This window comes from Burkholderia sp. AU45251, from assembly GCF_030482905.1.
In the GTDB taxonomy this organism is placed as follows: Bacteria; Pseudomonadota; Gammaproteobacteria; order Burkholderiales; family Burkholderiaceae; genus Burkholderia; species Burkholderia aenigmatica.
Window position 1 is genome coordinate 48119 of record NZ_JAUJQH010000026.1, and the last position, 26261, is coordinate 74379.

21 protein-coding genes are annotated in these 26261 nt (G+C 66.8%); 4 read left to right on the plus strand and 17 right to left on the minus strand.

The window, feature by feature from the left end:
* The first annotated feature begins 11 nt into the window (after nt 1-11).
* Nucleotides 12-1505, plus strand: a complete 1494-nt coding sequence (locus QZM67_RS32905) for an HDOD domain-containing protein (RefSeq protein WP_043182084.1) — start codon at nt 12-14, stop codon at nt 1503-1505.
* Between the two features lie 95 nt (nt 1506-1600).
* Here the strand turns inward: QZM67_RS32905 and QZM67_RS32910 are convergent, their stop codons facing one another.
* The 16 genes from QZM67_RS32910 to hpnI form a co-directional block, all read right to left on the minus strand.
* The gene (locus QZM67_RS32910; protein WP_043182082.1) at nt 1601-2395 is read right to left on the minus strand and encodes an ABC transporter substrate-binding protein; all 795 of its coding nucleotides are present in this window, start codon (nt 2393-2395) and stop codon (nt 1601-1603) included.
* A 355-nt stretch (nt 2396-2750) separates the two neighbouring features.
* Complete coding sequence (astE, locus tag QZM67_RS32915; protein WP_175026430.1) at nt 2751-3806, minus strand: succinylglutamate desuccinylase; 1056 nt, start codon at nt 3804-3806, stop codon at nt 2751-2753.
* The gene (gene astB / locus QZM67_RS32920) at nt 3790-5130 is read right to left on the minus strand and encodes an N-succinylarginine dihydrolase (RefSeq protein ID WP_089450180.1); all 1341 of its coding nucleotides are present in this window, start codon (nt 5128-5130) and stop codon (nt 3790-3792) included. The genes astE and astB overlap by 17 nt, the downstream gene beginning before the upstream one ends.
* 14 nt (nt 5131-5144) lie before the next feature.
* Complete coding sequence (gene astD, locus QZM67_RS32925; protein ID WP_301809813.1) at nt 5145-6608, minus strand: succinylglutamate-semialdehyde dehydrogenase; 1464 nt, start codon at nt 6606-6608, stop codon at nt 5145-5147.
* A gap of 7 nt (nt 6609-6615) precedes the next feature.
* Nucleotides 6616-7647: an arginine N-succinyltransferase gene (gene astA / locus QZM67_RS32930; protein WP_043182073.1), complete on the minus strand. Its 1032-nt coding sequence runs from the start codon at nt 7645-7647 to the stop codon at nt 6616-6618.
* Entirely contained in the window at nt 7644-8696 is a 1053-nt protein-coding gene (gene aruF, locus QZM67_RS32935; RefSeq protein ID WP_301809815.1) for an arginine/ornithine succinyltransferase subunit alpha, read from the minus strand. Before aruF ends, astA begins: the two co-directional genes overlap by 4 nt.
* A 30-nt stretch (nt 8697-8726) precedes the next feature.
* Nucleotides 8727-9959 carry an aspartate aminotransferase family protein gene (locus QZM67_RS32940; RefSeq protein WP_043182068.1) on the minus strand — a complete coding sequence of 411 codons (1233 nt, stop codon included), beginning with the start codon at nt 9957-9959 and terminating at the stop codon, nt 8727-8729.
* 1030 nt (nt 9960-10989) lie between these two features.
* A complete protein-coding gene (locus tag QZM67_RS32945) occupies nt 10990-12033 on the minus strand; it encodes a GlxA family transcriptional regulator (RefSeq protein WP_205821073.1) in 1044 nt (347 codons plus the stop codon).
* Between the two features lie 22 nt (nt 12034-12055).
* Nucleotides 12056-12856 (minus strand): ABC transporter ATP-binding protein, encoded by an 801-nt coding sequence (locus tag QZM67_RS32950; protein WP_043182063.1) that lies wholly within the window; start codon nt 12854-12856, stop codon nt 12056-12058.
* 20 nt (nt 12857-12876) lie between these two features.
* Complete coding sequence (locus tag QZM67_RS32955) at nt 12877-13590, minus strand: ABC transporter permease (RefSeq protein ID WP_043182061.1); 714 nt, start codon at nt 13588-13590, stop codon at nt 12877-12879.
* Nucleotides 13587-14276 (minus strand): ABC transporter permease, encoded by a 690-nt coding sequence (locus QZM67_RS32960; RefSeq protein ID WP_043182060.1) that lies wholly within the window; start codon nt 14274-14276, stop codon nt 13587-13589. Before QZM67_RS32960 ends, QZM67_RS32955 begins: the two co-directional genes overlap by 4 nt.
* Before the next feature lie 270 nt (nt 14277-14546).
* Nucleotides 14547-15104 (minus strand): lipoprotein, encoded by a 558-nt coding sequence (locus QZM67_RS32965; protein ID WP_043182057.1) that lies wholly within the window; start codon nt 15102-15104, stop codon nt 14547-14549.
* An 87-nt stretch (nt 15105-15191) separates the two neighbouring features.
* Entirely contained in the window at nt 15192-16235 is a 1044-nt protein-coding gene (locus QZM67_RS32970) for an HpnL family protein (RefSeq protein ID WP_301809818.1), read from the minus strand.
* The gene (gene hpnK / locus QZM67_RS32975) at nt 16232-17116 is read right to left on the minus strand and encodes a hopanoid biosynthesis-associated protein HpnK (protein ID WP_301809821.1); all 885 of its coding nucleotides are present in this window, start codon (nt 17114-17116) and stop codon (nt 16232-16234) included. Before hpnK ends, QZM67_RS32970 begins: the two co-directional genes overlap by 4 nt.
* A 3-nt stretch (nt 17117-17119) precedes the next feature.
* Nucleotides 17120-18541: a hopanoid biosynthesis associated radical SAM protein HpnJ gene (gene hpnJ, locus QZM67_RS32980; protein ID WP_043182051.1), complete on the minus strand. Its 1422-nt coding sequence runs from the start codon at nt 18539-18541 to the stop codon at nt 17120-17122.
* A gap of 158 nt (nt 18542-18699) precedes the next feature.
* On the minus strand, nt 18700-19875 hold the full coding sequence (hpnI, locus tag QZM67_RS32985) for a bacteriohopanetetrol glucosamine biosynthesis glycosyltransferase HpnI (protein WP_301809826.1): 1176 nt from the start codon (nt 19873-19875) through the stop codon (nt 18700-18702).
* A 639-nt stretch (nt 19876-20514) separates the two neighbouring features.
* Between hpnI and QZM67_RS32990 the strand changes: the two genes are divergently transcribed.
* The gene (locus QZM67_RS32990; protein ID WP_043182049.1) at nt 20515-21513 is read left to right on the plus strand and encodes an LLM class flavin-dependent oxidoreductase; all 999 of its coding nucleotides are present in this window, start codon (nt 20515-20517) and stop codon (nt 21511-21513) included.
* Nucleotides 21514-21534: 21 nt separating this feature from the next.
* Here QZM67_RS32990 and QZM67_RS32995 read toward each other — a convergent pair whose 3' ends face one another.
* The gene (locus tag QZM67_RS32995; RefSeq protein WP_301809829.1) at nt 21535-22596 is read right to left on the minus strand and encodes an alpha/beta fold hydrolase; all 1062 of its coding nucleotides are present in this window, start codon (nt 22594-22596) and stop codon (nt 21535-21537) included.
* Between the two features lie 173 nt (nt 22597-22769).
* Between QZM67_RS32995 and pdxY the strand changes: the two genes are divergently transcribed.
* Together pdxY and QZM67_RS33005 are read left to right on the plus strand one after the other, a co-directional pair.
* Nucleotides 22770-23630: a pyridoxal kinase PdxY gene (gene pdxY / locus QZM67_RS33000; protein ID WP_042977705.1), complete on the plus strand. Its 861-nt coding sequence runs from the start codon at nt 22770-22772 to the stop codon at nt 23628-23630.
* A 286-nt stretch (nt 23631-23916) separates the two neighbouring features.
* The gene (locus tag QZM67_RS33005; RefSeq protein WP_205821076.1) at nt 23917-26061 is read left to right on the plus strand and encodes a phosphocholine-specific phospholipase C; all 2145 of its coding nucleotides are present in this window, start codon (nt 23917-23919) and stop codon (nt 26059-26061) included.
* Nucleotides 26062-26261: the final 200 nt, after the last annotated feature.

The following is a 26261-nucleotide window of genomic DNA, read 5'->3' on the forward strand; positions in this document are numbered from 1 at the left end:
GACAGATCCGTATGTCAATCACCGAACACCTGCCCCGCACCGCCTTGCTCGACAAGCTGTGGGCCCGGATGAACGAACGGGGCGATTTCCCGCTGCTGTCGGAATCGCTGCGCGCGACGATGGCCGCGATGAAGAACGACGACCTCGACTTCACCGCGCTCGTGCGCGTCGTGCTGTCGGACTTCGCGCTCACGCAGAAAGTGCTGCGGCTCGCGAACTCCGCGATGTACATGGCGTTCGGCGGCAACATCACGACCGTGACCCGCGCACTGATGGTGCTCGGCATGGACGCCGTCGGCCATCTGGTCGTCGGGCTCAAGCTCGTCGACCATTTCCACCACAGCACGCCGCGGCGCATCGACGCGAAGCTCGAACTGAACCGCGCGCTGCTGTCCGGCTGCGTTGCACGCAAGCTAACCGAGCGCGCCGAGCTGCGCGGGGGCGAGGAAGCCGTCGTCTGCACGCTGATGCGCCAGGTCGGCAAGCTGCTCGTGGTCTGCTATCTCGACAGCGAGTGGGACCGGATCCGTCGCCGCGCGGCCGAGCTGAACGGCGACGAAACGGCTGCCTGCGTCGATGTGCTCGGCGTCGGCTTCGACGAGATCGGGCTCGAGGCGGCCGCGCGCTGGCGATTGCCCGACGTGATCCGCGCGGGAATGGCCGACCATGAGCACCTGGTTCACGTCGATGCGTTCGGCAACGACGACGACGATGCGGACCATGCAACAGATGACGGCCCGGCCGACCGCGTCCGCTGGCTGCGCGCGATCAGCCGCTGCTCGACCGACGTCGCGAGCGCGCTCGTGATACCCGCGAGCCCGCAGCGCGACGCGCGCATCGCGGCGCTCGCGCAGCACTACGGCGCGGAACTCGACATGGAATCCGACGCACTCGTCGAGATCGCCGAGCGGCTCTCGCGCGAGGAAGCGAGCGACACCGTGATGCGCGAGATCGTCGAGCTGCGTGCGAACGCCGATGCGATCGCACGTGCTCAGGCCGAGCCCGAGGCGTGCCTCGAAGCCGGCCTCGCGGACCTGCGCGCGCTGCCGTCCGAGCACGTGCTCACCCCCGTGCTCGCGCTCGCATCGGAGAGCCTGCTGGCCGGCCTCGCGTTCACGCGCACCGTGATGTTCGTGCGCCACGACGACGGCATGTTCGCCGCGCGCCTCGGCTTCGGCCCCGGCGTCGATACGACGCTCGACCGGCTGCGTTTCGACGAGCGCTTCGAGCCGGACGTGTTTCATCTCGCGATCTCGAACTCGGTCGGTATCTTCATCGAGCAGGCGCAGGAGCCGAAGATGCTCAAGCGCTTGCCCGCGTGGTATCTCGACGCATTCGACGACACGCGCGCGTTCGTGCTGCTGCCGGTGCGCGTCGGCACGACGACCGTCGCGCTGCTGTACGGCGACTGGGCCGGCGCGCAGCCCGCGCGCAAGATCACGCAGCAGGAGATGGCCGTGCTCAACGAGCTCGCGCGCGAACTGGGACGGTTCTTTCCGGCCTGACGTGGCCGCCGCTTCTCTCGTCCTTTCCCGCCCCCAAAAACAAACCGGCCGCATCAGCGGCCGGTTTGCTTGCATCGTGCGATCGAACGCTACGCTTACTTGAGCGTCACGGGTACGCTGAAGTACTTCTTCGCGAGATTGTCGATCGTGCCGTCGGCCTTCAGTTCCTTCAGCGCCTGATCGAGCGCGGTCTTCAGCGCCGCGTCGTTCTTGCGCAGGCCGAAGCCGACGCCCGAGCCGAGGATCTCGGCGTCGCTCACGGTACCGCCCGCGAACGCGAAGCCCTGGCCTTGCGGCTTCGTCAGGAAGCCCTTCGAACCGGCTTCCGCGTCCTGGAACGTCGCGTCGAGACGGCCCGACTTCAGGTCGGCGTAGGCCAGATCCTGCGTCTGGTACGGCACGACTTCAACGCCTGCCGGCGCCCACTTCTTCTTCGCGTACGCTTCCTGGATCGTGCCCTGCAGCACGCCGACACGCTTGCCCTTCAGCGATTGCGGGGTCGGCAGCAGGCCGCTGCCCTGCTTCGCGATCAGCTGGTTCGGGATCGTGTAGATCGCATCGGTGAACGCGATCGCGTGCTTGCGCTGGTCGGTGATCGTCATGTCCGAGTTGATCGCGTCGAACTTGCGCGCCTGCAGTGCCGGGATCAGGCCGTCGAAGTCGTTCTCGACCCACACGCACTTCGTCTTCAGCTTCGCGCACACCGCGTTGCCGATGTCGATGTCGAAGCCGGTCAGCTTGCCGTCGGGCGTCTTGTATTCGAACGGCGCGTACGAGGCTTCGACGCCGAAACGGATCTCTTTCAGATCCGCTGCCATCGCGCTGCCTGCCGCCACGGCCGATGCCGCCACCACCGCATGCGCGGCCACTTTACGCCAATCCAACTTCATCAGGTGTTCTCCTCGATACTCGAATGTTCCGGAACTACGGGCGCATGCATCATTGCAGGGTCGGATGACCGCGGCAACGCTGCCACCGCGCCGTGATGCGGCGCAACAGCCGCAAGGCCGCGATTGTACCAATCCGCGCGGCCCGATATGGCAAAGCAGCCGCCGGCACGTGATGCTGCACTGCGTGCGCCGACGTCAACCGAGCTGCCCATCGAACTTGCAAGACGATGTCGCAAATACGCAAGCGCGCCGCGCGGGCCATCTGCGCGGCGCACTGACCTCATCTCAAAAATGGAATCGTTGCCAGGTGAAGCGCGGGCCGCAGGTCGCCGCGGCCGCGCGCAATCGGTCACCGTCAGACGAGCGCGGCGAGCGTGTCGTGCGTCGTGTCGACGACGAGCAGGCCCGCGCGCAAACCCGGCTTCACCGTCGGATTCGGGAACACGATGCGCTCCTCGTCGTGCTTCACCGTGTAGCGGTAGTCGCCGTCCTGCGCGAGCACCGTGCCGCGTGCAAACGCGGTGAAGTTCGCGACGTCGGCCGCGACGAACAGTTCCAGCGCGTCACTCTGCTTCGTGATCTGGTCGATCACCGTGAAGACGCGCGGCAGCGTCGCGTCGGCATCGCCCCTCGCACCCGACACGAGCTTGCGCACCGCGCGGTCGGCCGGCGCGAAACGCGTCAGGTCGTTCTGGCCGAACGGGCGCACCTTGCCGAGTTCCAGCGTGCACGCGAGCGCGCCGCAATGCTCCGCCGTGAAATGCGAATACGTGTTGCCCTTCGCGGTATGCAGCAGCACGGCCGCGATGCGCGCGTCGCCGAGCCATTCGAACATCGTGCGCGTCGGCGGCATGCCCGTGTGCGGCAGCAAGGCGAACTGCTCGAACACCGATGCGCGGATCGCCGTGTGCATGTCGATGTGCCAGCGCGCGGCGCCGGCCGGCGCGGCCGCGAAGAACGACGAAGCCGCCGCCTCGAGCTGCGCGGCGCGCGGCGCTTCGCGGCTGGCGGGCACCTGCGCGTGACGGCCGCTGAACAGGCGGTTCAGGTCGTCGTCGAGATAGCGTTCGCCGGCACGCATCGCCGGCACGTTGCCGAGCACGACGAGCAGCCGGCACGCGAGCGGCAGCGCGCCCGACGCGAGATCACGCACGAGCATCGACAGCAGCTCGATCGGCGCCGTCTCGTCGCCGTGCACGCCGGCCGACACGAGCACGCTCGGGCGCGCCGCGCCCGCAGCCTCGGCCGCGGCCGGTTCGAGCGCGAGCAGCCCGTCGCCGAGCCATTGCCAGCGCACGGCGCCGGCGGCGCAGGTGCCGTCCGTTACGGACGGCGCGCGACCGGTCAGCGTGAACGCGAGGAAGTCGTCGAGCAGCGCGGCGGCCATGCGGGAATCAACGCTGGAAGTCATACAGCGAACCGACACGCAGGATCTGCGTGAGCTCGTCGAGCGCCGTGCGCGATTCGTCGAGCAGCGCCGGATCGGCGAGATCGTCCGGTGCGAGGCGATCGCGATAGTGCCGGTCGATCCATGTGTCGAGCGACGCGAACAGCGTGTCGTTGATCCACACGTTCGACGTGACGGCCGCGCGTTCCGCTTCGTTCAGCACGACGCGCAGGCGCAGGCAGGCAGGGCCGCCGCCGTTCTTCATGCTTTCGCGCAGGTCGAACACGAGCACGTCGTGAATCGGGCCGTTGCCGGCCGCGAGTTCGTCGAGATAGGCCGCGACGTTCCCGTTCTCGCGACATTCCTGCGGCACGACGAGCACCTGCGAACCGTCCGCGCGCGACAGCAGCTGGCTGTTGAACAGGTACGACGTCACCGCGTCGTTCACGCTCACGGCCGCCTCGGGCACCTCGATCACGTTCAGGCGCGCGCCGCGTGCGTCGAGCGCAGCGGTCAGCGTGTCGTAGATCGCCTGCTTGTTGACGAACGCGCGCTCGTGCGTGAACAGCGTGTCGCGGTTGCCGACCGAAATCACGTCGTTGTGGAACACGCCCGCGTCGATCACGTCCGGATCCTGCTGCGCATAGACCGTCGCCTCCTCGGCGAGCCCGTGGCGATGCGCGACCGCGCGGCTCGCCTCGAAGGTCTGGCGTGCCGGGAAGCGCTTCGGCTCGGGGCCGCGGCGGTATTCCGCGCGGCCGTACACGAAGAACTCGATGCCCGGCTTGCCGTATTCGGCGCAGAAGCGCGTGTGGTTCGCCGCGCCTTCGTCGCCGAGTGCCGGCGTGCCGGTCAGCGCTTCATGCACCGCGAAATGCGCGGGATCGGCGAACAGCGTCGACAGCGTGCGGCGCGTCGCGTCGTGTTCGATCGCGCGATGCAGCTTGCTGCACAGGTTCGCCGGCGTGAAGTGCACGCGGCCATCGCTCGTGTCGGCCGACGGGCTGACGGTGGCCGCGTTCGCGGTCCACATCGCCGACGCCGAGCTCGCCGCGGCGAGCAGTTCGGGCGCCTGCTTCGCAGCCTTCGCGATCACGTCCGCGTCCTTGCCGGAGAAGCCAAGCTCGCGCAACAGGCGCAGCGACGGCCGCTCCTGCGGCGGCAGCACACCCTGTGCGAAACCGAGATCCGCGAGCTGCTTCATCTTGCGCAGCCCCTGCTTCGCGGCGGCCTTCGGATTCGCGGCCGACTTTTCGTTGTTGAGCGACGCCACGTTGCCGAACGACAGCCCGGCGTAGTTGTGGGTCGGGCCGACGAGCCCGTCGAAATTGGCTTCTTGTGCGTTCATCGTCGTTCCCTCGATCAGAAATGCAGGCCCGGCGACAGGCTCGCGGGCAAGGTCAGTTGCGTGCTCTCCACCGACGCCATCGGATACGCGCAATAGTCGGCCGCGTAGTACGCGCTCGGACGATGGTTGCCCGAGCGGCCGGTGCCGCCGAACGGCGCAGCGGACGATGCGCCGTTGGTCGGCCGGTTCCAGTTGACGATCCCGGCGCGGATCGTGCGGCGGAAGTGTTCCCACACCTTCGCGTCGTCGGCGAGCAGGCCGGCGGACAGGCCGAACGCCGTGTCGTTCGCGCGTTCGATCGCTTCGTCGAACGTCGCGTAGCGCACGATCTGCGCGAGCGGGCCGAAATGCTCTTCGTCGGGCAGGTTCGCGACGCCCGTCACGTCGACGATCGCCGCGTTCACGAAGCCGAGGCGCGGATCGCGCTGCGTCATCGCGATGATCGGCTTCGCGCCCTGCTCGACCAGGCGCGACTGCGCGTCGACCAGTTTCGCCGCCGCGCGCGCCGAGATCACCGCGCCCATGAACGGCTGCGGATCGGCGTCGAACACGTCGGCCGTGATTTTCGACGTCACGTCGGCGAAGCGCGCGAGGAAGCGGTCGCCGAACGCGCCCTGCGGCACGAAGATGCGACGCGCGCACGTGCAGCGCTGGCCGGCCGACAGGAACGCCGACTGGATCGTGTGATGGACGGCCGCGTCGATATCTTCGACTTCACCGATCAAGAGCGGGTTGTTGCCGCCCATCTCGAGCGCGAGCACGATTTCCGGACGGCCGCCGAACTGCTTGTGCAGCAGCGTGCCCGTATCGGAGCTGCCCGTGAAGAACAGCCCGTCGATCTGCCGATGGTTCGCGAGCGCAATGCCCGTGTCCTTCTCGCCCTGCACGAGGTTCAGCACGCCGGCCGGCAGCCCGGCATCCTTCCACACTTCGACCGTCGCGCGCGCGACGCCCGGTGCGAGCTCCGACGGTTTGAACACGACCGCATTGCCGGCGATCAGCGCGGGCACGATATGGCCGTTCGGCAAGTGGCCGGGGAAGTTGTACGGGCCGAATACCGCGACCACGCCGTGCGGGCGGTGGCGCAGCACCGCGACGCCGTCGGCCATGTCCTGGCGCTTCTCGCCGGTGCGTTCCTGGTACGCCTGGATCGAGATGCCGACCTTCGCGGCCATCGACGCGACTTCCGTGCGCGCTTCCCACAGCGGCTTGCCCGTCTCGCGGCCGATCGCGGTCGCGATCGCTTCCTTGCGCTCGTTGAGCAACGCGGCGAAACGCTTGGCGATCGCGCAGCGCGATTCGAAGTCGAGCGCCGACCAGCCGGCGAATGCGCGGCGCGCGCTCGCGACCGCGCGATCGACGTCGGCCGCCGATGCGCTCTCGCCCTGCCATGCGATCTCGTCAGTGCCCGGGTTGCGCGAAGCGAACACGGGGCCCGAGCCTGCAACCCAGGCGCCGTCGATGAAGAGTTCCGTCATGATTCGTTTATCCCTGTTTGACTTTGAGCGGCAGCACGCGGACCGGATCGCCGGCCTTCACGTCGAGCGCGACGGCATCGGCGGCCGACAGCACGAACGAACCGTTCGCGACCACGCCCGGCGCGACGCCGACGCGGAAATCGGTGAGCGACGTGTTCGACACGAGCGACTTCGGCGCGTCATCCCGTGCATCGGGCACGCCGATCGCGACCGGCACGACGACGCTCTCGCGCACCGTGCGCAGGTCGTTGACGTGGCATTCGAGCACGGGGCCCGCGTCGAAGATGTCGACGTGGTTCTGGTAACGCAGCCCTTCCGCCTCGAGCATCTTGCGGGCCGGCAGCGTGTCGCGGTGCGTGAGGCCGACTGCATCCTGTGCGTCCTGCGGCAGCAGGTCGACGTACACAGGGTAGCGCGGCATCAGTTCCGCGAGGAACGACTTGCGGCCGTGCGAGCTGAGATAGTCGGCCGCGTTGAAATCGATCTGGTAGAAGTGCGAACCGACGGCGCGCCAGAACGGCGACGTGCCGTCGTCGTCGAAGTGGCCGCGCAGTTCCGCGCAGATGCGCTCCGGAAAGCGCTCGCGGAACTGCGCGATGAACATGAAGCGCGAGCGCGACAGCAAGCCGCCCACGCCGCCCGTGCGATAGCGCGGGCTCAGGAACAATGAGCACACTTCCGCATAGCCGGTCAGGTCGTGCGAGATGTTCAGCGCGGACATCCGCGTCCACACGCCGAGTTCCTGGCTCGCGTGCACGACCGTGCTTACGCGGTAGTTGTAGAACGGCTGTTCGAGGCCGACCTGCGTCTCGATCCCGCACACGCCCGCGATGTCGCCCGTCTTCGATTCTTCCATCACGAAGAAGTAGCCGGCCTCGCCGGCCGCCGCCTCGCCCGCAAGCGTGCGGCGCGTGCGCTCGATGCGCGCGGCGAGCGCGTCGCGGTCGGGCTTGAACGTGGTCAGGCCCGGCCCGGTTTCCTTCGCGAGCGACACGAGCGAATCGACGTCGCCCGTTTGTACGACCCGAACGACGATCATGCTGCGTCTCCCTTCAAATCTTCATCGTCGCGGCGGTGCAGCGGCACGCAGCGCACGACATCGCCATCCTTCACATCGAGCGCCGCGCGCACGTCGCTCGCGAGCGGTGCATCGGCCGCATCGCCCGGCAGGTCGGCCAGCACGCAGCGGAACGATTCGCCGCTGCCCGTCGACACCATGTACGCGACGTCGCCCTGCTGGTGCGCCGCTTCGCGCACGACGCGCTCGGCGCCATGCTTCACGCACGCGGTGCGGTCGACCTGCGCGGTCAGCACCGGGCCCGCGTCGAAGATGTCGACGAAGCGGTCGGGCTCGAAGCCTTCCTCGAGATGGATGTCGTACGCGAGCAGCGCCGATTCGTTCGGCTCGCCGAGCACGCGCTGCGCGGCTTCCGGCAGCAGCGGCACGTAGAGCGGATAGGCCGGCATCACTTCCGCGATGAAGGTGCGGCTGCGGCCGCCCGACGCGATGTCGACGTCGGTGAAGTCGCGGCCGAAGAACTTGCGGCCCACCGCTTCCCAGAACGGCGATGCGCCGTTGCCGTCGCTCACGCCGAGCAGCAGCGTGAACACTTCCGGCGTGAAGCGGCGGCGGTTCGCGGCGATATACATCATCCGCGCACGCGAGATCAGGTGCGCGGCCGCGTCGCCGCGCAGCGACGGATCGACGTAGAAGCCCGCCAGCCGGCTCTTGCCGGTCAGCTCGTGCGACATCGTGAGCGCGTGGATCTTGCGGTTCACGTGCAACTCGCGCGACGCGTGGATCAGTGCGTCGTTGCGGAACGCGTAGAACGGTTCCGAGTAGCCGGCCGCGGCCACGATGCTCGCCGTGCCGAGCAGCTTGCCGGTCGTCGAATCCTCGAGCACGAAGAGGTAGAACTCCTCGCCGGCGAAGTCGACGTCCGCGCGAAACGAATCCTCGGAGAGCGCCACGCGCGCTTCGAGCGCCGCGCGGTCGTGCGGCAGCGAGTGCAGGACCGGCTGCGCGGTGCGCGCCATGAGCGCGAGCGCATCGAGATCCGTGAGTTTGCCGGGGCGAACAAATAGCATCGTCGTTCCTGTCTGCGATGGGCGCGCCGATCAGCGCGCGGTGGCTTCCTGTGCGGCGAGCACTTGTTCGACTGCCTTCTCGAAGCGCTTCATGCCTTCGTCGAGCAGGTCGAACGGGATCACCAGCGACGGGACGAAGCGCAGCACGTTCGGGCCGGCGATCAGCATGATCAGGCCGTTCTCTGCTGCTGCGGTGACGAAGTCCTTCGCGCGGCCGTCGAATGCGGCGGTGAGTTCGGCGCCGACCAGCAGGCCCTTGCCACGCACGTCCTTGAAGATGCCGAAGCGCGCGTTGATGCGTTCGAGCGCGCCCTTCAGGCGCACGCTGCGTTCGCGCACGCCTTCGAGCAGTGCCGGGTCGCCGATCAGTTCGACGACCTTGTCGGCAATCGCCGAGGCGAGCGGGTTGCCGCCGTACGTCGTGCCGTGCACGCCGACCTTGAAGTGCGCGGCCAGTTCGTTCGTCGTCAGCATCGCGCCGATCGGGAAGCCGTTGCCGAGCGCCTTCGCGGTCGTCAGGATGTCCGGCGTGACGCCCGTATCCATGTACGCGTAGAACTGGCCCGTGCGGCCGACGCCCGTTTGCACTTCGTCGAAAATCAGCAGCGCGCCGTGTGCGTCGCACGCTTCGCGCAGTGCCTTCAGGAAGGCCGGATCCGCCGGGATCACGCCGCCTTCGCCTTGCACGGGCTCGACGATCACCGCGCAGGTTTGCGGGCCGATCGCGGCCTTGGCGGCTTCGATGTCGTTGTACGGCAGGTGCTTGATGCCGGCCGGCACGGGGCCGAAGCCTTCCGAGTATTTCGGCTGGCCGCCGACGCTGACCGTGAAGAACGTGCGGCCGTGGAACGACTGCACGAACGAGATGATTTCGGCTTTATCGGCGCCGTGGCGATCGAACGCGACGCGGCGGGCGAGCTTCAGTGCGGCTTCGTTCGCTTCCGCGCCCGAGTTCGCGAAGAATGCGCGGTCGGCGAAGGTCAGCGATTCGAGGCGCTTCGCGAGGCGCAGCACCGGCTCGTTCGTGTAGCCGTTGCCGATGTGCCAGAGTTTGCGGCTTTGTTCGTCCAGGACCTTCAGCAGTTCCGGGTGGCCGTGGCCGAGCGACGTCACGGCGATACCGCACGCGAAATCGATGTACTCGCGGCCGGCCGTGTCCCACACGCGGGAGCCCTCTGCGCGATCCGGCACGAACGGCGCGGGGGAAAATACCGGCACCATCACTTCATCGAATGTCTGGCGGTTCACGGTCGAGGTCGTCATGGTCGTTCCTTTCGGTTTCGTAAGAGGGTTCAACAGGATCAAGTTTAGGTAAGGGTGACGCAAGCGTCTTGCGGAATTGCGACGGGTTCTATCGGAAGCGGATAGATCGCTTTTATTTTGCCTTCCCGGCGGGGGGGGCTGGGTTTGGGTGTCGGTATTTTGGGGCTTTTTTGGTGGTTCTTTCTGCGTTTGGCGTGAAGCACCTGTGATCTTGTCGGTCTATTAGTGTCGCCCCTGCGCGGGGCGGCGGTTACTTTTCTTTGTCTTGCCAAAGAAAAGTAACCAAAAGAAAGGCGCTCGGACAACGCATGACTTCCCGGTGCCATGGTCGGCAGAGTGGATCGCGCCTAAGTGTCCGCGCCAGTCAGGAACGCAGAGTGGTTCGAGCAATGGTTCTGACACCGCTCACCACCCAACAGAGCGGTATACCACCCGCCAGCTCCGCCCTCGCTTCGCTCGGCCGACAGGTACACCCCCTCCAGTAACGCTCGAGGTCAATCAATTTCAGCAATCGCGGGCATCACCGGCGAGTACCCCGAATTCTGCGAATCATGGCGTGCCCTCATTCGTAAAGAAAAAGGGACGCAGTCACGCAGTCACGCAGTCACGACGTTATCAAGCACTCGCTGATGGCAAGCAGTCCGATAGGTACGAATGGTGTGAGTAAAGAGAGCGCCTGGTGCGCTGGCGGAAGCATGCGAGCGCATGCAATGCGACGTGAGGTACCTTTCAGCCGAGCGTAGCGAGGATGGAGCTAGCGGGCGGTATACCGCTCTGTTGGGTGGTGAGTGGTGTCAGAACCATTGCTCGAACCACTCCGTGCTCGTGACTGGCGCGGACACTTAGGTGCGATCCACTCCGAACACTACGGCACCGGGAGGTCTTGCGTTGTCCGAGCGCCTTTCTTTTGGTTACTTTTCTTTGGCAAGACAAAGAAAAGTAACCGCCGCCCCGCGCAGGGGCGACACTAATAGACCGACAAGATCACAGGTGCTTCACGAAAAACAAAGGCGAACCACCAAAAACGAAATCAATCCTTCGCCCCGCGCTCAACCAGCGCGCCTCCACGCGGCTCCCCGCCGCCGCCGGTCTGCTTCTCGAGCCAGGCTCTCCGATCTTCCCGCGGCGTCACGCCAAACCGTTCGCGGTACGCATTAGAAAAATGCGCAGCAGAAGAAAACCCACAGGCGAGACTAACCTGCACAACCGACTTGCTGGTCCGCTGCAGTTGAGTCCGAGCCTTGAGCAACCGAAGATTGAGGTAATACTTGGAGGGCATCGCCCCGAGATACTGTCGAAAGAGCCGCTCCAGTTGCCGGCGTGAAACGCCAACCAGTTCGGCGATCTCATCGGTCGTCAAAGGATCTTCGACATTGGCTTCCATCAAAAGCAAAGCATCGTTCAACTGAGGGTGTCGCTCACCGGGCGCGGTAACAAAAGGAATCCGCTGCCGTTCCTCGCCACTGCGCAAAGTCCCGGCCCCAAGCGCATCGGCGATCCTCTCGGCGAGATCGGGCCCATGTTCCCGGCCAATCATGGCCAGCATGAAATCAACCGTAGCCTGCCCACCGGCACAGGTGGCCCGATCCCGATCGATCTCGAAGATCTGCTGCGTGACGATCGACCGCTCGAACTGTTCGGCGAACTGCTGATACGTCTCCCAGTTCACGCTCACGCGATACCCGGAAAGCTGCCCGGCCATCGCGAGCCACCACACGCCGTGGTGAATGCCAGTGACGATAGGTGTCCGCTGCCCCACCCTCGCAAGACTCGCGAGAAACAACCGATAGTCGGCAAACTGCTGAAACCGCTCCGACACGACGATGACCCAGTCGCACGCGATCGCATCGTTGAACGCCGCATCGGCATGCCACTGCGCGCCGCCGGCGAGCGGCACGGGCCGCCCGTCCCACGAACACACCTGCCACCGATACAGCAGCCGCCCGTCGATCTCGTTCGCGAGGTTCAGCGCATCGACGATCGGACCCACGCCCGACATCGACACGGGCGGCAATGCAACGATCGCCACCTGCGTCGTGCGGGTGGCGCCTGCGGGACGAGACACCGGTACCACGGTTGAAACCTGCCCTGTCGCGTTACTTGAGACTGCCCGACAGGAACTGCTTGAGCCGCTCGCTCTGCGGGCGCACCAGCACTTCCTTCGGATCGCCCTCTTCCTCGGTCCGCCCCTGATGCAGGAACATCACGTGGTTCGATACGTTGCGTGCGAAACCCATCTCGTGCGTGACGACGATCATCGTGCGGCCTTCCTCGGCCAGCTTCTGCATCACCTTCAGCACTTCGCCCACCAGCTCCGGGTCAAGCGCGGACGTCGGCTCGTCGAACAGCATCACGTCCGGATGCATCGCCAGCGCACGCGCAATCGCCACGCGCTGCTGCTGGCCGCCCGACAGGTGCGACGGATACTGCTTCTCGACGCGCGGCGGCAAGCCGACCTTCTCCAGATACTCGCGCGCCCGCTCCTCGGCTTCCTTCTTCGAAATGCCGAGCACGTGCACGGGGGCTTCCATCACGTTCTCGAGCACGTTCATGTGCGCCCACAGGTTGAAGTGCTGGAACACCATCGCGAGCTTCGTGCGGATGCGCTGCAGCTGCTTGTGATCGGCGACTTCGAGCGCACCGGCGCGGTCGGCCTTCGTGCGTACGGCCTCGCCGTCGACGACGATCTGCCCCGCATTGGGCCGCTCGAGAAAATTGATGCAGCGCAGGAACGTGCTCTTGCCCGAGCCGCTCGCGCCGATGATGCTGATGACGTCACCGGCCTTCGCGTTCAGCGATACGCCCTTGAGCACTTCGTTGTCGCCGTAGCGCTTGTGAATGTCGACCGCGGCAAGCTTGGTGGAAGCGGCAGCGCTCGTTTGAGTGATCTCGGCCAACTGGCTCTCCTCGAAGTGATTCAATGACGGGCGGCCGCGAGATACGCAAGCCAGTGGCGCTCCGCGCGGCGAAACGCCGCGACGAGTGCGAACGATACCGCAAGATAGATCAGCGCGGCGATTCCGAACGACTGGAACGCCATGTAGGTCGCGGAATTCGCGTCGCGTGCAACCTTCAAGATGTCCGGCACGGTCGCCGTGAACGCGACGGTGGTCGCGTGCAGCATCAGGATCACCTCGTTGCTGTACAGCGGCAGCGCGCGGCGCAGCGCCGACGGCAGGATCACGCGGCGGTACATCGTGAACGGCGACATCCCGTAGGCGCGCGCAGCCTCGACCTCGCCGTGCGGAATCGCGCGGATCGCTCCCGCGAAGATCTCGGTCGTGTACGCGCAGGTGTTCAGCGCGAACGCGAGGATCGCGCAGTTGAAGCCGCTGCGGAAGAACGCGTCGAGCAGCGAGTGCGAACGCACGAACTCGAGGCTGTACATGCCGGTGTACAGCAGCAGCAACTGCACGTAGAGCGGCGTGCCGCGGAACACGTACGTGTAGAACCGCACCGGCGTCGACACCCACTTGTTCCTCGACACGCGCGCGACCGCAAGCGGCACCGCGCACACGAAGCCAAGCGAGATCGACGCGACGAGCAGCCACAGCGTTACCGCGAGGCCGGAGAGGCGCTGGCCGTCCCAGTAAAGGAACGCCTGGCCGAATTCCTGGAGGATCTCGATCATAGTTCTGCGTGCCGCACGCCCATGGAATAACGCTTCTCGAGCTGGATCAGCACGAGGTTGGAAACGGTCGTGATCGCGAGATAGATCAGCGCCGCGACGAGGATGAAGAAGAACATGTTGAACGTGCTCTTGCCGGCGTCCTGCGCGGCCTTCACGACGTCCGCAAGCCCGATGATCGACACCAGCGCGGTGGCCTTCACGAGCACCTGCCAGTTGTTGCCGATGCCCGGCAGCGCGAAGCGCATCATCTGCGGAAACATGATCCGGGCGAACACGCGCGCGCCGCTCATCCCGTAAGCCGCACCGGCTTCGAGCTGGCCGCGCGGCACCGACAGGAACGCCCCGCGGAACGTCTCGGTGAAGTACGCGCCATAGATGAAGCCAAGCGTCAGCACACCGGCCACGAACGGGTCGATGTCGATCTGGTCCCAGCCGACGAAGTCGGTGAACTGGTTCAGCCAGATCTGGATGCTGTAGAACAACAGCAGCATCAGGACAAGATCGGGCACCGAGCGGATCAGCGTCGTATAACCGGTCGCGATCGCTCGCAGCACCCGGTTGTGCGACAGCTTCGCCACCGCGCCGATCAGCCCCAGCGCCACCGCAGTGGCGAGCGACAGCACCGACAGCTCGATGGTCTGCACGGTGCCGGCCCAGAGGACAGGACCAAAGCCGTAAAGGAACACGCGCGTCTCCAGAGTTGGAATGGATGCCGACGCGTATGCCTGTCCCGCGCCGGGCTGACGCGGATAGTCGCAAGCGAAATTGATTGTCTCAAATCACCTTGCATGGGATTGCTGCGTCGCAACAATCCGCCCCACCATTTGCAACCAAGGCCTACACCCCTGTTTCAAAAGGAAAAAAGCCGCTCCCTGACAACCGGATAACGGGCAGGGAAGCGGACTTTTTGCAATTTTCCGGTCGCTTTTTCGATATAGCGCCGAAGGCGGCTGCGCTTACCGTCCCTTCAGGATGTCGGAGCGCGAAGTCGTATAGACAAGCCCGTCCGGGCCGAAATGCACGTTGAAGAATGCGTCGGTGTTGACGCCGTCCTCGAGCCAGCGCCAGCTCCAGACCGTCTCGGGCTTGAGCGGATACTGCGCGATGTCGCCGGGCTTGCCGAGCAGGCGCCGCACCTCGTCCTCGTTCATCCCCGGGCGCACCTTCGCGAAATTCTCGGCGGTCAGCACCTGCGTCGCGCCCGTGTAGCGGCCGTTCGCATCGAGGTCGACGAACCACGTCTGGTTGCCCATCGGGCCGCGCGGGTATTCGAGGCGCTTCGAGCCGTCGGTGAAGTCACGCTCGGTCTCGGGCTTGCCCATCGTGCCGCGCACGTCGGCTTCGGTCGATTCGCCGACCTTCAGCCCCTTCAGCAGCAGCGGCGCGGGCTTGATCGCGTTGAAGAAGTCCCTGATACGTTGCACGTCGAGGTTGCCTTGCTTGTCGTCGCAGCCGGTCAGCGCCAGCGCGGCGGCCAGCATCGTCACGGGAAGCAGCCGGAAACGGAAATTCATCGGAAGAAATACGCGTCGAGAAAACACGCGGCAAGGATACCCGCGCGACGCCAAAAGCGCGAGACGGGCCCGCAGCCCGTCTCATGTTCAATGCATCGTTTCGGTTTCAGTTTCGGCCACGCGGCTCGTCGCGTGCGGCGCACGCGGCACGGCCGGCGGCACACCGATGCGGCGCCGCGTGCGCACGAGCTCGGCAAGCTGCCACGAACCGAGCGCCAGGCAACCGAACAGCACCTCGCGGCCACGCTTGACCAGCGCGAGCGACAGCGCCGTCTCGCGATCGACGCCGAACATCTGCGCGAGCAGCACGACGGTCGCCTCCTGCACGCCGAGGCCGCCCGGCACCATGAACGCCGCATGGCGCACGGCCTGCGTCATCGCCTCGATCGCGATCGCGCCGCCGATCGACACCGGATGGCCGAGCAGCGCGAGCGCCCAGTAGATCTCGAGCGCGCCGAGCGTGTAGCCGGCCAGCTGCCAGAAGAATGCGCTGAACAACAGGCCCGTACGCGACATCAGCCCATCGATGTCGGCATCGAGCCGCTTGCCGTCGACGCCCTGCAGCAGCCGGTGCGAATCGCCGAGCAGGCGGCCCGCGAAACGCTCGATTGCATGGAAAATCCCGCCGCGGCGCATCAGCACGACGCCGAGTACCGGCAGCGGCAGCGTGAGCAGCAGCGCGAGCCCGATCGTGCCGTCGCCCATGTTGTCCGTCGTCGCGAGCAGCAGCACGAGGCCGAGCGCGGCGAACGCATACTGGACGACGATCGTCACGAGCACCTCGACGATCACCGACGCCGTCACGCGGCTCGCGTCCGGCACCTGCCAGCGCGCGAGCCGGATCCCGACCAGCTCGCCGCCGATCCCGACCACGGGCAACAGCCGGTTCACCGCTTCGCGCACGGTTGCGATCCACCACAGGAACGGCAGCGACGAGCGCTTGTCGAGCAGCAGGTGCCACGCGTAGGCGTCGAGCAGCAGCGGCAGCGCATGGAACGGCACCAGCCACAGCAGCGCATAACCGGCGCGCGCGAGCATCTGCGACACGTCGCCGATGCCTTCATGCAGCCCCAGCGCCAGCAGGATGCCGATACCGAGCGGCCAGCCGAGCCATTTGATCCACTTGGTCATGACGGCTGCGCCCCCGGTGCGCGCGACGCCGGCGCGCCGCGCCGTGCCGCGGGCTGGCCGAACACGTCGGCAAAGCCGCCGGTCGCGACGCCCGCCGCCTTCAGCGCGGCCGCGACGCGCGGCGACAGCAGCGCATCGAGTTCGTCCGCCGGACGGTAGCCGGACATCGTCGGCGTGATCGGGCCGTCGCCGGCCTCGGCCGGATGGCAATAGATCTCGCCAACGCCCGGCGGCAGCTTGGCCAGCGCGTCGAGCAGCACGGCCTCGTCCATCGCGCCCGTATGCTCGATCCCGACCACGTAGTCGTTGTGTGCGAGCCCCGCGCGGTCGAGCCGTGCGCGCACGAGCGCAATCCACGGCTTGAGCAGCGCGGGCGCGCTCGTCTCGTAAGGCAGCCGCACCGCGCGCAGCCCGTAGTCGCGGCCGATCTCGATGATCATCGACAGCACGGTCGGATGCAGGTGGAAATGCTTGTGCGCGTTCACGTGATCGAGCGGCAGGCCGCTCGCCGCGAACGCGTCGAACTGCGCGCGAATCTCGCGGCGCAGTTGGGCACGCACGTGCGGCAGGAAGAAGAAGCGACAGCCGTCCTTCGCCATCGCGTCGCCGAACCGCCCGTCGGGGCCGACGAGCGCGGGAATCTCACGCGCGGGCAGCGTGGCCGGCCCGTCCGCGAGCACCAGATGCAGGCCGACCGCGAGCGACGGTAGCCGTCGCGCGCGTTCGATCGCATCCTGCGCCGCGGGCGCTCCGACCATCAGGCTGGCGGCGTTCAGCACGCCGTCGCGGTGCGCGCGCTCGACCGCCGCGTTGACGCGCGGGTGCAGCCCGAAGTCGTCCGCGGTGAAGATCAGCGCCCGCGCCGCCCGCTGCGTCGTCACGAATCAGGCCTCGTGTGCGCGCAGGAAGCGGAAGAACTCGACACCTTCGCGCAGACGGCGCTTCATCATGTCCCAGCTCGTCAGCATCTCGCGGACGATTTCCCAAATCTTCGACGGGCGGAAGTAGAACTGGCGATAGAACTGCTCGAGATGGTGATAGATCTCGTCGCGCGACAGGTGCGCATAGCCGATCGCAGCGAGCTGCACGCCTTCCTTGCTGACCAGGTTGATGGTCTTGTTCTCTTCCATCCAGCCGTTCTCGACGGCCTGCTTGTAGAGCGTCGTGCCCGGATACGGCGCGGCGAGCGACACCTGGATCGTGTGCGGATTGATTTCCTTCGCGTACTCGATCGTCTTCTTGATGGTTTCCTGCGTCTCGCCCGGCAGGCCGAGGATGAAGGTACCGTGGATCTTGATGCCGAGCTTCTTGCAGTCCGCGCTGAAGCGGCGCGCGAAATCGGTGCGCACGCCCTTCTTGATGTTCACGAGGATCTGGTCGTCGCCGGATTCGAAGCCGACCAGCAGCAGGCGCAGGCCGTTTTCCTTCATGACCTTCAGCGACTTGTACGGCACGTTCGCCTTCGCGTTGCACGACCACGTCATGCCGAGCTTGCCCAGGCCGATGGCGATGGCTTCCGCGCGCGGCAGGTCGTCGGTGAAGGTGTCGTCGTCGAACATCAGTTCCTTCACTTCCGGCATGTTGTCGCGGATCCACTTCGCTTCCGCGAGCACGTTCTCGACCGAGCGGGTGCGATAGCGATGGCCGCTGACCGTCTGCGGCCACAGGCAGAACGTACAGCGCGACTTGCAGCCGCGGCCCGTGTAGATCGATACGTACGGATAGTTCAGGTAGCCGATGAAGTAGTTGTCGATCTTCAGGTCGCGCTTGTAGACGGGCGCGACGAACGGCAGTTCGTCCATGTTCTCGAGGATCGGACGCGCTTCGTTGTGCTCGATCGAGCCGTCCTTCGCGCGCCAGCTCAAGCCCTTGATCTGCGGGAACGGCTTGCCTTCGGCGATTTCCTTGCAGGTGTAGTCGAATTCCTCGCGGCACACGAAGTCGATTGCCTCGCTCGCCGTGAGCGAGTTGTGCGGATCGACCATCACCTTCGCGCCGACCATGCCGACCAGCAGCGACGGCTTCATCTTCTTCAGATCCTGCGCGAACATCGCGTCGGTCGGGAACGACGGCGTGCTCGTGTGGATGATCACGAGGTCGTAGTCGTTGGCAATCTTCAGCGTTTCCTCGACCGACAGGCCGTCGGCCGGCGCGTCGACGACGCGGCTGCCCGGCACGAGCGCGGCCGGCTGCGCGAGCCACGTCGGATACCAGAAGGAACGGATTTCGCGCTTCGCCTGATAGCGCGAGCCGGCTCCGCCGTCGAAGCCGTCATACGAAGGGGCCTGCAAGAACAGCGTTTTCATGAGTGCTCCGGTAGCCTGCATAGTTCGATTCGTCACAACGATTCAGTCAAAAAAACCGCGGGCCGCCCTGCCGGCGCCCGCCTCTTTGTCATGTCGCGCCGCGCGGCCCCGCCGCGCAACGCGTCTCGGCCCTTGGGCCGGATTCGATCGGAACGGCCCTAGCGGCCGTCCACGCCTTCCACTACCGCCGTCGCGCGTTCGCCGCCGACAACCGTCATCCTCGCGCCGCGCCACACGACGTGCGTGCCGAACACGGCCGCGAGCCACTCGAGCGCGAGCAGCGTGTCGCGCACCGCGACGAGCGGCAGGTCGCGCCAGAATGCGCGCCAGCCATCCTCGCCGCGTGCGTGCAGCACGAGCCGCCCGAACGCGCCCACCACAACCGCCGCGCCTGCCAGCGAACCGGCGAAGGTTCCGTCAAGGCGCAGCGCGAGCGCCGCGCCGATCGCGAGCCACGGCACGGTGAACGTAATGAACAGGAACGCGAAACCGGCCGGGTTCAGCGACCGGATCGTGCGCAGCCAGCGTGTCTCGCGATGCCACAGCGGCCCGAACGACGGCTCGATCACGTCGGTCGCGACCTCGACTTCCGACAGCACGGTGCGCCGCCCGAGGCGGCGCGGCAGCTCGGCCAGCCAGAAATCGTCGGCCAGCTCGTCCTTCAGCGCGGGAAAGCCGCCGATCCGGTCGAGCGTGTCGCGCGTCAGCGCGAGCGTCGCGCCGAAGCCGAAGCGGCTCGAGCGGCCGAGGTGCGTGATCCGGACCGACGGCGCGAACCATGCGTCGACGAACTGCGCGCCGATCCGCGTCCAGAACCCGCCGACGCTGCGCGCATGATACAGGCACGTGACGACACCGACCGACACATCGGCGAGCGGCGCCGTCACGCGCTCCAGATAGTCGGGCTTCACCGCGATGTCGCTGTCCGCGATCACGATGCGGCCGTACTTCGCGCGTTCGGCGAGGTTGATCAGGTTGCTGACCTTCAGGTTCTTGCCGTGCACGCGCGCGTCGACCACGAGCGTGATGTCGCACTCGGGATAATCGGCACGCAGCCGTTCGACCACGGCGATGGCCGGATCGACCGCCGACGCGACGCCGAACAACACTTCATAACGCGGATGGCGCTGCTCGCAGAACGTCGCGAGGTTTTCGTACAGGTGCGGCTCCGCGCCGCACAGCGGCTTGAGCACGCTGATCGGCTCGAAGCCGTCGCGCACGGCCGTGTGCGGCGTGCGCGGCCGCGGCGCGAACGCGGCAACGAGCGCATACCCGGCCGCGGCCAGCGTAAACACGATCAGGAGCCAGTCGAGCATCGTTACGGTTGCCGTCATGCGCGACGCCTCCCGGCGACCTGAACGCCATGGAGAACGCGTGAGCGTGATTGAACGTGATTCGGTATTCCGACAACGACGAACGCGGGCACGACCCGACTCCTTGTTCCAGCAGCGTCTGTATATGAGGGAGGCTCGACCCATCCTTCAGGTCTGGCCATGCCCGGCTTCGCGTGGTGCATCTCCGCACGACGCCCGGACGGGATGCGGGAAGACTCGTATGGCTACCTTCGGCACAACATGGGCAGGCGCCGGATTTTAGCAGCCTGCGGCACCCCGCGCTCGGCACTACGAGAAACGCACTGGTGCAATTCTGGCAAAGCTGTGCAGACGACGAACCATTTCGGCGCACCCGCGTTCACGTTAGCGTAAGCGGTTTGCAAGCGTATTGCAGTCTTGAAAATCAAACATTTCGTGCAAATTTGTACGTCGATGCGGATTCACATCCAATCGCCGTAAAGATTGGTAATTAATCAGTGATTAGATTGATTTTTGCAACGATGGCCGAATTCGACCCTGCATCCCTGAAAGGCGCATGGGTATCGGGCCGCCCCCAGCACGTTCCGGAACCCTTTGGCAAAATCCTTGGCATTTGTTGCGTAAGCGCATCACCCTGCTCCCCCGTTCGAAGGCCAACCGATGACTCCGTTTTCCGTACTCGATCTCGCCCCCATTCCGGCCGGCGCCGACGCCTCCCAGGCTTTCCGCAACACCGTTGATCTCGCGCAGCATGCGGAACGCTGGGGTTACCAGCGCTACTGGCTCGCCGAGCATCACAACATGCCCGGCATCGCGAGCGCGGCGACCGCCGTCGTCATCGGCCATGTCGCGGGCGCCACGCAGACGATCCGGGTCGGGTCGGGCGGCATCATGCTGCCGAACCACGCGCCGCTCGTGATCGCCGAGCAGTTCGGTACGCTTGCGTCGCTGTATCCGGGGCGCATCGATCTCGGCCTCGGCCGCGCGCCCGGCACCGACCAGACCACGTCGCGCGCACTGCGCCGCGACCTGATCGGCAGCGCCGACTCGTTTCCGGATGATGTCGCCGAGCTGCAGCGCTACTTCGCGGAGCCGGTGCCCGGCCAGCGCGTGCGCGCGGTGCCCGGTGCAGGGCTCGACGTGCCCGTGTGGCTGCTCGGCTCGAGCCTGTTCAGCGCCCAGCTCGCCGCGATGCTCGGGCTGCCGTTCGCGTTCGCGTCGCACTTCGCGCCGGATTACCTGATGCGCGCACTCGAGATCTATCGCGCGCAGTACCGGCCGTCGGCCGCGTGGCCGAAGCCGCATGCGATGGTCGGCGTCAACGTGTTTGTCGCCGATACCGACGACGAGGCGCGGCGCCTGTTCACGTCGCTGCAGCAGCAGTTCATCAACCTGCGGCGCGGCACGCCGGGCAAGCTGCCGCCGCCGGTCGACGTGCTCGAGGCGAATGAGCTCGAACTCGCGACCGTCGCGCATTCGCTGTCGTTCGCGGCAGTGGGCTCGCGCGACACGGTGCGCGACAAGCTGCGCGACCGCATCGCGCAGACAGGCGCCGACGAGCTGATCGTCACCGCCCAGATCTACGATCACGCCGCACGGCTGCGCTCGTTCGAACTGACCGCGCAGATCCGCGACGAGCTCGCGAGCGACACGCGCTGACGGCCCGCGGCCGGCCCCGCATCACTGCGGGTGCACGGCCTCCAGCCCGTCGAGCAGCGCCTTGTGGAACGCGTCCGGGTCCTGGATCTGCGGCGCGTGCCCGAGCGCCGGGAATTCGACGAGCTGCGCGCCGGGGATCGCGGCCTGCGTGCGTTTCGCGAGTTCCGGATAGTGGCCGAGCTTCGCATGCACGTCGGGCGGCGCGACGTCCTTGCCGATCGCGGTCGTGTCCTTGTCGCCGATCATCAGCAGCGTCGGCACGCGGATCGCGCCGAGTTCGTAGACCACCGGCTGCGTGAAAATCATGTCGTAGATCAGCGCGGAGTTCCATGCGACCGCGTCGCGACCGGCGCCACGGTACATCCCGGCCAGCATCTGCACCCAGCGCTCGTACGACGGCGACCACTTGCCCGCGTAGTACGTGCCCTGCTCGTAGCGGCGGATACCGTCGGCCGTGGTCTTCTGCTCGCGCGCATACCAGTAGTCGACCGACAGCGGCGGCACGCCGAGCGCCTTCCAGTCTTCGAGGCCGATCGGGTTCACGAGCACGAGCTGGTCGGTCGCCTTCGGATACATCAGCGCGTAGCGCATCGCGAGCATCCCGCCCGTCGAGTGGCCGACGATCGTCGCCAACTTCACGCCCAACGATTCGAGCAGCGCGTGCGTGTTGTGCGCCAGCTGCTGGAAGCTGTACTGGTAGCGGTCGGGCTTCGACGACTTGCAGAAGCCGATCTGGTCCGGCGCGATCACGCGATAGCCCGCGTGGCTCAGCACGCCGATCGTGTCCTCCCAGGTCGCCGCGCAGAAGTTCTTCCCGTGCAGCAGCACGACGGTGCGGCCGTTCGGGTGCGCCGGCTGGACGTCGAGGTAGGCCATCTCGAGGGTGTCGCGCTGCGACACGAACGTGTACAGATGCACGGGCGCCGGATAAGTGAACCCTTCCAGGCGCGGGCCGTACACGGGCCCGTCGTTGCCGGCGGGCGATACGGCCATCGCCGCAGCAGGCATGGCACACGCGGCGGCGACGCCAGCACCGAGCGCGGTGGCGCGCGCGGCAAACAACATCTTGCGAATCGAAAGCATGGCGATCACGGTGATTGGAGACGCACGCGGGCAGCCGGGCCGCCTCGCGCCCCGCGATTCTACGCGGTCGTGCTGACGACGGCGCGCAACACTCCGGGGCTGTGCGACTTCCGCGCGCGCGACGAACTCGGGTATCGTGTGACGTGACCCTGAAACGCGTGCAGGCGATTCCCATGAAAAACGTCCTCAGCATTCAGTCGCACGTCATCTACGGCCATGCCGGCAACAGTGCGGCCGTGTTCCCGATGCAGCGCCTCGGCGTCAACGTCTGGCCGCTCAATACCGTCCAGTTGTCGAATCACATGCAGTACGGCCACTGGGCCGGCAGCGCGATCGATGCCGCCAAGATGGAGCAGCTCGTCGACGGCATCGCCGCGATCGGCGCGCTCAAGCGCTGCGACGCCGTGCTGTCCGGCTTCCTCGGCTCGCCGCCGCAGGCGCGGGCGGCCGTCGAGATCGTCCGCTCGGTGAAGGCGATGAACCCGAACGCGTGGTACTTCTGCGATCCGGCGATGGGCCAGACGGGCGGCATCCGGCCCGAGCCCGGTGTCGAGGAATTCATGGTCCAGGAGATGCCGGCGCTCGCGGACGGCATGTCGCCGAACCACACCGAACTGCAGAAGCTCGCCGGGCGGCGCATCGAGACCGTCGCCGAAGCCGTCGAAGCCTGCCGCGCGCTGATCCGCCGCGGCCCGCAGATCATCCTCGTCAAGCACCTGCACGACCGCAACAGCCCGGCCGACCGTTTCAACATGCTCGCCGTCACCGAAACCGAAGCGTGGATCGGCCAGCGCCCGCTGTACGCGTTTCCGCGCCATCCGGTCGGTGTCGGCGACCTGACCAGCGCGATCTTCGTTGCCTGCCGGCTGCGCGGCGACTCCGTGCGCGCCGCGTTCGAGCACACGCTCGCCGCCGTGCACGCGGTCGTGAAGGCCACCTACGATGCGCGCCGCTACGAGCTCGAACTCGTCGCCGCGCAGGACGAAATCGCGCGCCCGAGCGAATGGTTCGGCGCGTGGGTGACGGACGCCTGACGCGCCGGCATCGCCCTCCGCTTCACCGGCGCGCGTCCCGCGTCGCGCCGCTTTCCCGCCCTGCCCCTGCCCCTGCCTCGCCACGACCGCTGGCGACTGGCGCGCCGACGCTGCTTCGATATCGTTTCCGTGCGGATGCAAACGTTTTCGGACTTCACATGAATGACACCGATTCCTCGCTATGCTCGCGGCGGCACAACCCGGCGCAGCCGCATCCTGCGACCCGGGCGCGCCCTTCCAGCAGGTCCCGCCAATCGGCTCCCTCCTTTACCGCACGATAACGACCATGACTCGATCGAACCGTCGTGACTTCCTGCGCGTCGCTGCCGGCACCGCCGGCGCCGCCGCGCTGAACCTGTTTCCGCCCGTGATTCGCGATGCGCTTGCGATTCCCGCGAACCGCCGCACCGGCACCCTCCGCGATATCGAACACATCGTGATCCTGATGCAGGAGAACCGCTCGTTCGACCACTACTTCGGCACGATGCGCGGTGTCCGCGGCTTCGGTGACCCGCGCCCGCTGCGCCTCGCGAACGGCAAGTCGGTGTTCCACCAGCCGGTCGGCCCGGCCGAACTGCTGCCGTTCCATCCGGGCGCGGACAAGCTCGGCCTGCAGTTCCTGCAGGACCTGCCGCACGGCTGGCAGGACATGCACGCTGCGTGGAACAAAGGCCGCTACGACCAGTGGGTGCCGAACAAGGGCACCACGACGATGGCGTACCTGAAGCGCGACGACATCCCGTTCCACTACCAGCTCGCCGATGCGTTCACGATCTGCGACGCGTACCACTGCGCAATCCCGAGCTCGACCGATCCGAACCGCTACTACATGTGGACGGGCTACGTCGGCAACGACGGCACGGGCGGCGGCCCGGTGCTCGGCAACGAGGAAAAGGGCTACGCCTGGACGACCTATCCGGAAGTGCTCGAACAGGCCGGCGTGTCGTGGAAGATCTACCAGGACGTCGGCACCGGGCTCGACGCGAACGGCTCGTGGGGCTGGACGCAGAACCCGTACATCGGCAACTACGGCGACAACTCGCTGCTCTACTTCAACCAGTACCGCACCGCGCTGCCCGGCACGCCGCTGTACGACAAGGCGCGCACCGGCACCAACATCAGCGCCGGCGGCACGCTGTTCGACATCCTGCAGCAGGACGTGAAGAACGGCACGCTGCCGCAGGTGTCGTGGATCTGCGCGCCGGAAGCGTATTCCGAGCATCCGAACTGGCCCGCGAACTACGGCGCGTGGTACATCGAGCAGGTGCTGAAGGCGCTCGTGTCGAATCCGGACGTGTGGAGCAAGACCGCGCTGTTCATCACCTACGACGAAAACGACGGCTTCTTCGACCACGTGCCGCCGCCGTTCGCGCCGCAGTCGCGCGACAACGGGCTGTCGACGGTCGCGACGACCAACGAGGTGTTCCCCGGCGACGCATCGCACATGGCCGGCCCGTACGGACTCGGGCCGCGCGTGCCGATGCTGGTCGTGTCGCCGTGGACGAAGGGCGGCTGGGTCTGCTCGCAGACCTTCGATCACACGTCGCTGCTGCAATTCATCGAGGCACGTTTCGGCGCGCAGTATCCGGTCAAGGCCGGCAACGTGTCGCCGTGGCGCCGCACGGTGTGCGGCGACCTGACCGCCGCGTTCGATTTCGCGACGGCCGACGCCGGCTGGCCGACGCTGCCGGACACGAGCGGCTACGCGCCGCCCGACCGCCTGCGCCATCCCGACTACATCCCCGTGCCGCCGGTACTGCAGAAGCTGCCGAAGCAGGAGGCCGGGCTGCGGCCGGCGCGCGCGCTGCCGTACGAGCTGTTCGTGCATGGCCGCATCGACGCGCCCAACGGCCCGTTCCGGCTGACCTTCGCGAACACCGGCCAGGCGGGCGCCGCGTTCCAGGTCCAGTCGCGCAACCGACTCGACGGCCCGTGGGCGTACACGGTCGAAGCCGGCAAGCGCGTCGCCGACACCTGGAGCGCCGCCGCGTCGCTCGGCCTGTACGACCTCGACGTGTATGGCCCGAACGGCTTCTACTGCCACTTCCGCGGCCCGTTCGCGACCGGCATCGGCAACGCGAGCGTGAACCCCGAGGTGATCTACGGCTACGACGTCGCGAACGGCAACATCACGCTGCGCCTGATGAACCGCGGCCACAAGGCCGTGCGGCTCAAGGTCACGAACGCGTATGGCCACGGCCACGCGCGCACGTTCGACCTCGCGCCGGGCCAGCAGATCGACGACTACTGGGATCTGCGCGGCAGCCACGGCTGGTACGACCTGACCGTCAGCGACGGCCGGCTGCTCGGCTTCCTGCGCCGCTTCGCGGGTCACGTCGAGACGGGCCGCCCGAGCGCCAGCGATCCGCTGATCCGCACGCACGCATCGCACGACGATGCCGAAGCCGCATCGGACGCACTGTCCGACTGACGGCGTCCCGTGCGCGGCGCGGCCCCGGCGGGCCGCGCCGCCTCCGTGCCCCTCGCCCTTCCTCCGCTCCCCCTCCTCTCCGCCCGCTCCGTTCGCGACGGGAAACTCCCGATACCGGCTGCCCCGGCACGCGCGGAAGCTATGCGCAAATCCGCACCGAATGCGCGGCAAATTGCCAAGACCCGGGCATATCGGCGACC

Coding starts and splice junctions, on each gene's coding strand:
- QZM67_RS32995 (WP_301809829.1), bottom strand. CDS start 22,596: ATGCTTTCGATTCGCAAGATGTTGTTTGCCGCGCGCGCCACCGCGCTC.
- astD (WP_301809813.1), bottom strand. CDS start 6,608: ATGACGGAACTCTTCATCGACGGCGCCTGGGTTGCAGGCTCGGGCCCC.
- hpnJ (WP_043182051.1), bottom strand. CDS start 18,541: ATGAAAACGCTGTTCTTGCAGGCCCCTTCGTATGACGGCTTCGACGGC.
- QZM67_RS32905 (WP_043182084.1), top strand. CDS start 12: ATGTCAATCACCGAACACCTGCCCCGCACCGCCTTGCTCGACAAGCTG.
- pdxY (WP_042977705.1), top strand. CDS start 22,770: ATGAAAAACGTCCTCAGCATTCAGTCGCACGTCATCTACGGCCATGCC.
- QZM67_RS33005 (WP_205821076.1), top strand. CDS start 23,917: ATGACTCGATCGAACCGTCGTGACTTCCTGCGCGTCGCTGCCGGCACC.
- hpnI (WP_301809826.1), bottom strand. CDS start 19,875: ATGACGGCAACCGTAACGATGCTCGACTGGCTCCTGATCGTGTTTACG.
- QZM67_RS32965 (WP_043182057.1), bottom strand. CDS start 15,104: ATGAATTTCCGTTTCCGGCTGCTTCCCGTGACGATGCTGGCCGCCGCG.
- QZM67_RS32940 (WP_043182068.1), bottom strand. CDS start 9,959: ATGACGACCTCGACCGTGAACCGCCAGACATTCGATGAAGTGATGGTG.
- QZM67_RS32955 (WP_043182061.1), bottom strand. CDS start 13,590: ATGATCGAGATCCTCCAGGAATTCGGCCAGGCGTTCCTTTACTGGGAC.
- astE (WP_175026430.1), bottom strand. CDS start 3,806: ATGACTTCCAGCGTTGATTCCCGCATGGCCGCCGCGCTGCTCGACGAC.
- QZM67_RS32990 (WP_043182049.1), top strand. CDS start 20,515: ATGACTCCGTTTTCCGTACTCGATCTCGCCCCCATTCCGGCCGGCGCC.
- aruF (WP_301809815.1), bottom strand. CDS start 8,696: ATGCTATTTGTTCGCCCCGGCAAACTCACGGATCTCGATGCGCTCGCG.
- astA (WP_043182073.1), bottom strand. CDS start 7,647: ATGATCGTCGTTCGGGTCGTACAAACGGGCGACGTCGATTCGCTCGTG.
- astB (WP_089450180.1), bottom strand. CDS start 5,130: ATGAACGCACAAGAAGCCAATTTCGACGGGCTCGTCGGCCCGACCCAC.
- QZM67_RS32970 (WP_301809818.1), bottom strand. CDS start 16,235: ATGACCAAGTGGATCAAATGGCTCGGCTGGCCGCTCGGTATCGGCATC.
- QZM67_RS32910 (WP_043182082.1), bottom strand. CDS start 2,395: ATGAAGTTGGATTGGCGTAAAGTGGCCGCGCATGCGGTGGTGGCGGCA.